9 protein-coding genes are annotated in these 7,491 nt (G+C 65.7%); all 9 read right to left on the minus strand.

What is annotated here, in order from left to right; translation table 11 throughout:
• Positions 1-27 precede the first annotated feature (27 nt).
• On the minus strand, positions 28-717 hold the full coding sequence (locus tag U9J23_RS24395; protein WP_059381985.1) for a hypothetical protein: 690 nt from the start codon (positions 715-717) through the stop codon (positions 28-30).
• A 58-nt stretch (positions 718-775) separates the two neighbouring features.
• Entirely contained in the window at positions 776-1,984 is a 1,209-nt protein-coding gene (locus tag U9J23_RS24400; RefSeq protein WP_095091996.1) for a ParB/RepB/Spo0J family partition protein, read from the minus strand.
• A complete protein-coding gene (locus U9J23_RS24405) occupies positions 1,981-2,952 on the minus strand; it encodes a ParA family protein (RefSeq protein WP_326600845.1) in 972 nt (323 codons plus the stop codon). Before U9J23_RS24405 ends, U9J23_RS24400 begins: the two co-directional genes overlap by 4 nt.
• A 625-nt stretch (positions 2,953-3,577) precedes the next feature.
• On the minus strand, positions 3,578-4,258 hold the full coding sequence (gene rsmG, locus U9J23_RS24410) for a 16S rRNA (guanine(527)-N(7))-methyltransferase RsmG (RefSeq protein ID WP_059381946.1): 681 nt from the start codon (positions 4,256-4,258) through the stop codon (positions 3,578-3,580).
• A 109-nt stretch (positions 4,259-4,367) separates the two neighbouring features.
• The gene (locus U9J23_RS24415) at positions 4,368-4,916 is read right to left on the minus strand and encodes a Jag family protein (RefSeq protein WP_059381947.1); all 549 of its coding nucleotides are present in this window, start codon (positions 4,914-4,916) and stop codon (positions 4,368-4,370) included.
• Positions 4,917-4,939: 23 nt separating this feature from the next.
• Positions 4,940-6,028 carry a membrane protein insertase YidC gene (gene yidC / locus U9J23_RS24420; protein WP_059381948.1) on the minus strand — a complete coding sequence of 363 codons (1,089 nt, stop codon included), beginning with the start codon at positions 6,026-6,028 and terminating at the stop codon, positions 4,940-4,942.
• A 69-nt stretch (positions 6,029-6,097) separates the two neighbouring features.
• Positions 6,098-6,388, minus strand: coding sequence for a membrane protein insertion efficiency factor YidD (gene yidD, locus U9J23_RS24425; protein WP_080968210.1), 291 nt, complete (start codon positions 6,386-6,388; stop codon positions 6,098-6,100).
• Positions 6,385-6,780, minus strand: coding sequence for a ribonuclease P protein component (gene rnpA, locus U9J23_RS24430; protein ID WP_080968211.1), 396 nt, complete (start codon positions 6,778-6,780; stop codon positions 6,385-6,387). Before rnpA ends, yidD begins: the two co-directional genes overlap by 4 nt.
• Before the next feature lie 20 nt (positions 6,781-6,800).
• Complete coding sequence (gene rpmH / locus U9J23_RS24435) at positions 6,801-6,944, minus strand: 50S ribosomal protein L34 (protein ID WP_006550910.1); 144 nt, start codon at positions 6,942-6,944, stop codon at positions 6,801-6,803.
• Positions 6,945-7,491 lie beyond the last annotated feature (547 nt).

Here is a 7,491-nt window from a genome sequence, read left to right on the forward strand (position 1 = left end):
GCATCGGCGTCCGGTGGACGTATCGCCTCAGTGGGCGCCGACCGCCGAACCTGCGGTCAGGCTCTCGACGGTGAGGGAGGACTCCTCGAGGAGCCGGTCGAGAGCGGCCTCCACGGCGAGCTTCCATTCGTGGTCGCGGTCGAGCTCGAGACGCAGGCGCGGGTAGCGGTGGTGGGGTGCGACGACCTCGAAGCCCATGTCCTCGAGGAAGTCGGCGTCGATCATGCACTCCGTGTCGGAGCACCCGAGTGTGGCCGTCGCGTGCGGCACATCGCTCGCCTCCACGTCGGCGGTGCGCCGGATCCCGAAGGCCTCGATGGCACGGACGTTGCGGCGGACGAGGTCGGCCACGACACCGCGGATGAGGTCGGCTCCGACGTCCAGCTCGTCCGCGTGCGGTTCCGTCCGCATGGACGTCAGCAGGATCGCGTCGGCACTGACGGGGGCGGTGGGAAAGGCCCGCGAGCGGGGCACCATGCCCGGGGGAGCGTAGAGCGCACACCCGGCGGCCTTGTCGCCGATCGTCGCGATCTGGCCGCACGATCCCCATTCGAGAAGGACCATGGACAGCCATGCTTCCTTCTCGAATTCGGGGTCGGCGAAGTGTTGTACGTCGGGCGCCGCGGTGGGATCCAACTCCCAGAACACGCACCGTCGCGCATGAGCAGGCAACTGCTCGATCCCACTCAGCGTGAGCGGTGATACTCGGGTCGACACGGGATAGCTCGCCTCCACGTCCTTCGTCTACAGACTGTTGTCCTGCTCCGACGAGGAGTCAAGAAAGATCGGTCTGAGACTCCATCATCTTCACGATGCGTTCGAGGTCGTCGACCGAACCGAACTCCACCACGATCTTGCCCTTGCGCTTGCCGAGGCTCACCGTGACGCGCGTGTCGAAGGAGTTCGACAGACGGTCCGCGACGTCCTGCAACCCGGGCATCTGGATGGGCTTCCGACGCTTCTGCTGCGGAGCCTCGGGGGTGTCGTTGCGGTTGGCGAGCACGACGGCTTCTTCCGTCGCTCGCACGGACATGCCCTCCGCGACGATGCGTGCGGCGAGTGCCTCCTGGGCGTCGGCACCGGCCTCGAGCGCCAACAGGGCACGCGCATGTCCGGCCGACAACACTCCGGCCGCCACGCGTCGTTGCACCGCGACCGGCAACTTGAGCAGCCGGATCATGTTGGTGATGACCGGACGCGACCGTCCGAGCCGGCTCGCGAGTTCCTCGTGGGTGACTTCGAACTCCTCGAGCAGCTGCTGATAGGCCGCCGCCTCTTCGAGGGGGTTGAGCTGCACCCGGTGGATGTTCTCGAGCAGCGCGTCGCGCAACAGCGACTCGTCCTCGGTGTCGCGGACGATCGCGGGGATCGTGTCGAGGCCGGCCTCCTGGACGGCACGCCAGCGACGCTCGCCCATGACGAGCTGGAAGCGGTCGCCCTCGAGGCGGCGAACCACGACCGGCTGCATGAGCCCGAACTCGCGGACGGAGTGGACGAGCTCGGCGAGCGCTTCCTCGTCGAAGACCTGACGCGGCTGCTTCGGGTTGGGCTCGATTCGGTCGATCGGAATCTCGAGGTACACCGCTCCGGTGGGGGAGGGGAGGGGTTCGCTCTCGGCTGCCGCCCCGGATGCTCGTGCCGCGTCGGACTCGACCGGCTCCGCCGGGGACGCGGGCGCCGGCGTCCTGCCGTCGCCGATGATGAGGTCGGCGGCTGCCGTGCCCAGACCGGACGACGGGAGGTTCAGGACCGAGGACCCCGCGCGCCGCGCCGCGGCCGACTTGGACTGCCCACCCGAAGCCGGCTTCGACGGTGCGGACTTGGCCGGCGCAGGGGTGGCCGGAGCCGCGGTCGTGGTGGGAGCAGTGGCCGTGGAAGCGGTGGCCGGGGCGGTCGCGGGCTTCTGCTCTGCGTCCACCGGAGGACCGGTGGGGATGAGTGCTGCCAGACCTCGACCGAGCCCGCCTTTACGTGTCGCGCTCATCCGTTCCCCTGATTCTCGTGTGCCCCGCGTGCCGCCAACTCGCGCCCGGCGTCGAGGTAGCTCATCGCGCCGCGCGATCCAGGATCGTAGTCGAGAACCGTCATCCCGTAACCGGGAGCTTCGGAAACTTTGACGCTGCGGGGGATGACCGAACGCAGCACCGCGCTACCGAAGTGCGCCCGCACCTCCGCGGCGACCTGATCGGCCAACTTGGTGCGACCGTCGTACATCGTCAGGAGGACGGTGGAGACGTGCAGTTCGGGGTTGAGGTGCGACTGAACGAGCTCGATGTTGCGCAGGAGCTGCCCGACACCTTCGAGTGCGTAGTACTCGCACTGAATGGGGATGAGGACTTCCTTGGCCGCGACGAGTGCGTTGACCGTGAGCAGACCGAGCGACGGCGGGCAGTCGATGATCACGTAGTCGAACTCGCGGTCGCCGAGCGCCTCCTTGGTGAGAGCGTTCCGGAGGCGGTTCTCGCGCGCGACCATCGAGACGAGTTCGATCTCGGCGCCCGCGAGATCGATCGTGGCGGGGATGCAGAAGAGACGTTCGTTGTGCGGGCTCTGCTGCACGGCCTCGTCGGCGTTGATCTCGCCCAGGAGGATCTCGTAGCTCGAGGGAATACCGGAGTAATGCGGCACGCCCAACGCGGTGCTTGCGTTGCCCTGCGGATCGAGGTCGACCACGAGAACCGACAGTCCCTGCACGGCGAGCGCGGAGGCGATGTTCACCGCCGTGGTGGTCTTACCCACCCCGCCCTTCTGGTTGGCGATCGTGAAGACGCGACGCTCGCGCGGCTTGGGCAACGAGTTGGCGTCGCTCGGGTGGAGGACCTGGGTGGCGCGATGAGCCGCCGCACCGATCGGGGTGTCGACGGTGGAGAAACCGTCGAAGGGTACGGGGGAGAAGTCGTCCTCGACGCCTCCGGTTTCACGTGAAACAGCGGATTCAGATCCACCCGTCATAGAACACTCCTTACACGTAGATCCGCTCGGTTCGCACGCTACATCCTCGTCGCTTCCCGGTCGCGACTTCGAAGACCGAGTCGAGGCGCCGAAGAGAGAATGCGAGTCCCGGGGGCCCGGAGCTGTCCCCGGCCTCCCGACCACGCGCACGCATTCTCGGTTGGTTCAGTATCCCATCCGCATTCTAGGTTCCGTCGGCGACATGGCCGGGTGACGTTTCACGTGAAACGGCGCGGGGAGTTGTTTCACGTGAAACAGACGGAGGAGGGGCTCGATGGTTTCACGTGAAACAGTGCGCACTCCAGACACGGAGAGTTGCAAACAGTGAATGCCCGGGTGGAGACACGTTGTTCCCCAACGTAATTCACCTTGAATAATGCCAATTCCATTGCATAGGAAGGTAATTCATCGCGAGTCGACCATAAGAACCAGAAACATCACAGTGACGAAACTCCCTGGGGTGATTGGGTCTGGTGTGACAACGTCCGAAACGACCGTTTCGAACCGGAAAAGTACTCGAGTAGATTCCTCGAGTCGAAACAGAAATGTCTCGGAAACGACAACACCCTCCCGACCCGGTAGGGAGGGGAGGGTGTTGCGGCGATCGTCGCGCCGACCGATTCGGTCAGCGCTTCTTGCGACGCCGCGCCGGCCGCGGAATCCGCTCGGCCTTCACGACGATCGTGGGTGTCGGCAGGAGATCACCTCCGCACTCGAGCACCTCGAGATTGCCGGCACCGAGGCGTGCGAGTTCATCGCGATCACGGTCGATCTCTTCTCGAGCGGACGAACCCTTCAACGCGAGCATCCGGCCGCCCTCATGAACGAGGGGGAGCGACCACTTGGCGAGCTTGGCGAGAGGGGCGACGGCACGGGAGGTGACGACGTCTGCGCCGCCGGCCTCCTGGAGGACACTCGGCTGCTCGGCACGGCCACGGACCACGAGGATGTTCTCGATCCCGTTGGACTCGACGAACTCCGCCAGATAGACGGTGCGGCGCAGCAGCGGTTCGACGAGAGTGACCTGGAGATCGGGGCGGGCGAGGGCAAGAGGAATACCCGGCAGTCCGGCGCCGCTTCCCACGTCGACGACCGTCTCACCGTCCTGGATGAGTTCGCCGACCACGGCGCAGTTGAGAATGTGTCGTTCCCACAGGCGCGGCACCTCGCGCGGGCCGATGAGTCCCCGCTCGACACCTGCCGTCGACAACGAGTGGTGGTACCGCTCGGCAAGTTCGATCCGATCCCCGAATACCCGTTGCGCGACCGCCGACAGTTCCGCCTCGTGCTGTTCCACGTGAAACATCCTTTCCTGTCGGCTCACCCGAAACAACATCGGGGCCCACAGCATCAGTACGAAAAGGCGAAGAGGGACCCTGACGACGCAGAGTCCCTCTTCGGTCGGCGCGGCCGACTCAATCCTTGACGATCACCACACGGCGGTTCGGCTCCGCACCCTCGCTCTCGCTGGACACACCGTCGATCTTCGCGACGGCGTCGTGCACGATCTTGCGCTCGAACGGCGTCATCGGCTCGAGTTCTTCACGCTTGCCGGTCTCGAGCACACGCTTCGCGGCCGACGTGCCGAGCGAAGAGAGCTCGGCGCGCTTGCCCGCACGCCATCCCGCGATGTCGAGCATGAGCTTGCTGCGCTCGCCGGTCGCCTGCTGCACGGCGAGACGGGTGAGCTCCTGCAGAGCGTCGAGAACCTCACCGTTGCGACCCACCAGCTTGGTCAGATCCTTGCCGCCGTCGATGCTCACGACTGCGCGGTCACCCTCGACATCGAGGTCGATGTCGCCGTCGAAATCGAGAACGTCGAGCAACTGCTCCAGGTAGTCGCCGGCGATCTCGCCTTCTTCGATGAGATAGTCGTCGTCATCGAGATCGGCATCCGCCGCAGCGTCGCTCTCCTCGGGTGCCACCGCGAGGTCCTCTTCCACCTTGTCCAGGTCACTGGCCATGTTTCAGCTCTCTTCTACTTCGGTCAGCGCCGCTTGCGCTTGGAGTTCTTGGGACGGCTGCCCGGCTTGGGAGTGGACGCACCGGACTTCGATGCCGCGGGGGATTCGTCGCCGGCCGCGGAGTCCTTCTGCAGCGACACCTCACCGGTCTCGTCGACCGAGGCATCGAGGGCATCGGGCGCGGTGGCCGAGCCCTTCTTCTTGGACTTGTCGGGGCGAGCACCCGGCTTCGGTGCGTTCTCGTTCCGGCGGGCCAGAGCCGCAGCCTTCTTCTCCCCTTCCTCCTTGTCGATACGGCGGAAGACGAGGTGCTGCTGTCCGTAGGTCCAGATGTTGTTGCTGACCCAGTAGATGATGACGGCGATCGGCAGGAACGGACCACCGACGAGCACACCGAGCGGGAAGACGTACAGGGCCAGCTTGTTCATGATCGCGGCTTGCGGGTTCGCGGCAGCCTGGGCACTCTGACGGGAGACCGAGGCACGAGCGTTGAAGTGCGTCGCGATGCCGGCGACGATCATGAGCGGCACCGCGACGGCGGCGATCTGCCAGCGCGTCGGAATGCCGCCGAACGGCTCGAACGCCTCGAGAGAGGCCATCGGCTGGGTGATCCACGACGAGATCGGAGCACCGAACAGGCGAGCGCTCAGGAACGACTGGACGTCCTCCGGGCTGAACGCGTAGTTGCCGAGCTGGGCGTTCTGTTCGGGGCTCAGGCCGAGCTGACCGACACCGGTGCCGGTGCGGTTGAACGACCGCAGCACGTGGAACAGGCCGATGAAGACGGGAACCTGCAGCAGAACGGGCAGACATCCCATCAAGGGGTTGAAGCCGTGCTCCTTCTGGAGCTTCTGCATCTCGAGCGCCTGGCGCTGCCGATCCTTGGCGTACTTCTTCTGGAGCGCCTTGATCTGGGGCTGCAGTTCCTGCATCTGGCGGGTCGTGCGGACCTGCTTGACGAACGGCTTGTACAGGATCGCACGCAGCGTGAACACGAGGAACACGACCGACAGCGCCCATGCCCAACCGCTGTCGGGTGCCAGCACGAACGAGAACACTTTGTGCCAGACCCACAGGATCCAGGACACGGGATAGTAGATGAAGTCGAGCACGGCTCTATGTACTCCTCTGGTCGTCCATGATCGCCACGAAGAGGCGTCGGTCTCGGGTCTCGGCTCCGGTCAGGTACCCACAGGGGACGACCGATGTTTCCGTTCGGGTACCGGATCCCACCCACCAGGGTGCCAGGGACCACACTTGAGCAGTCTCACCACTGCCAGGACCGAACCGACGACGACACCCCGCGTGCGCAGCGCCTCCACGGCGTACTCGCTACAGGTCGGGGTGAATCGGCAGGTCGGCATCCGTGTGGGCGACACATAGGTGCGATAGAGCTCGATACAGAAGATCAATGCCCGGGCGGGGGCAGACCGCAGGGACCGCCACCACGATCTCCGCTCGGGCTCGTTCATGTGCGAGCACTCCCACGCGAGGCGGGAGCAGCAGCGTCGAGCAGTCCGAGGCGGGCGAGGCCCGACCGCACCTGCTTGTCGAGCTCGCGGGAGTCCGCGGTGGCGGCGCCGGGTAGTGCGCGCAGCACGATGTCGGTCTCGGAGGGCAGAGCCTCGACGAGACCTGCACAGATATGACGAAGCCGGCGTGCGACTCGATGTCGAATCACCGCCGGCCCGACAGCCTTGCTCACGATCAGTCCGAAACGCGGACCGCCGACACTCACCAAGGACTCGGTGCGATCGCGTTCGAGAACGTGAACGACCAGATCCCGCCGCCCCTGACGACGCCCTCGGCGGACGGTGTCCGAGAAATCCGAGTGGCGCCGCAGTCGATACGGCTCAGGTAGCACCCCGAGCTCCCGTTAGGGAATCAGGCGGTGAGAGAAGCGCGGCCCTTACGGCGACGCGCCGAAACGATCGCGCGACCCGCACGGGTGCGCATCCGGAGACGGAAGCCGTGAACGCGCGCGCGGCGTCGGTTGTTCGGCTGGAACGTCCGCTTGCCCTTGGCCACGGTCGACACTCCTCGATAATTCTGCGACGGCGCGGAAGCACCGTCGTCCAACGTGTACGTGAATTCGCAGGATTCGATTGCTCGACTCGAGCAGGACGAACCCGTCACCTCGGTATGAGTGACTGTTCGAGGCTACTCGGACGCGGGCGCGAAATCAAACCGCGACGAACAGCGGCGATCAATGCGACACGCCGGACGCATTCGGCGAAACTACTCGCCGAGAAGGTATGTGATCCAGGGCACAGCTCGGGTACGCTTTGGGCCATGTCTTCGACGGCGCATCGCGACTACCTGTGCAGTCCCGCGTCACGCTCCGTCCGACGACGATGTGCCGGCCGGTGACGGCCCGCTGCCCCACGCCTCGTCGGGCGCCGTCGCGCAGCTCCTCCGGGCGCGTTCACCGAACACGGAGTCGGATCGCGTCGCACCGTGTGTCACACTGATCCCCGCAGACCGCCCGGGCCGACGAGCCCGCTGAGCGAATACACACCTCCCATCCACACATCCACCGGGTGATTCCCCCGGTTGTCCACACCTGTGGATAATC

The sequence above is a fragment of the Rhodococcus sp. PD04 genome, assembly GCF_035918275.1.
GTDB classification, from domain to species: domain Bacteria; phylum Actinomycetota; class Actinomycetes; order Mycobacteriales; family Mycobacteriaceae; genus Rhodococcus; species Rhodococcus rhodochrous.

Excerpts from the sequence above, each read along its gene's own strand:
- U9J23_RS24400 (WP_095091996.1), bottom strand. The coding sequence starts at position 1,984 with ATGAGCGCGACACGTAAAGGCGGGCTCGGTCGAGGTCTGGCAGCACTC.
- U9J23_RS24405 (WP_326600845.1), bottom strand. The coding sequence starts at position 2,952 with ATGACGGGTGGATCTGAATCCGCTGTTTCACGTGAAACCGGAGGCGTC.
- rsmG (WP_059381946.1), bottom strand. The coding sequence starts at position 4,258 with ATGTTTCACGTGGAACAGCACGAGGCGGAACTGTCGGCGGTCGCGCAA.
- U9J23_RS24415 (WP_059381947.1), bottom strand. The coding sequence starts at position 4,916 with ATGGCCAGTGACCTGGACAAGGTGGAAGAGGACCTCGCGGTGGCACCC.
- yidD (WP_080968210.1), bottom strand. The coding sequence starts at position 6,388 with ATGAACGAGCCCGAGCGGAGATCGTGGTGGCGGTCCCTGCGGTCTGCC.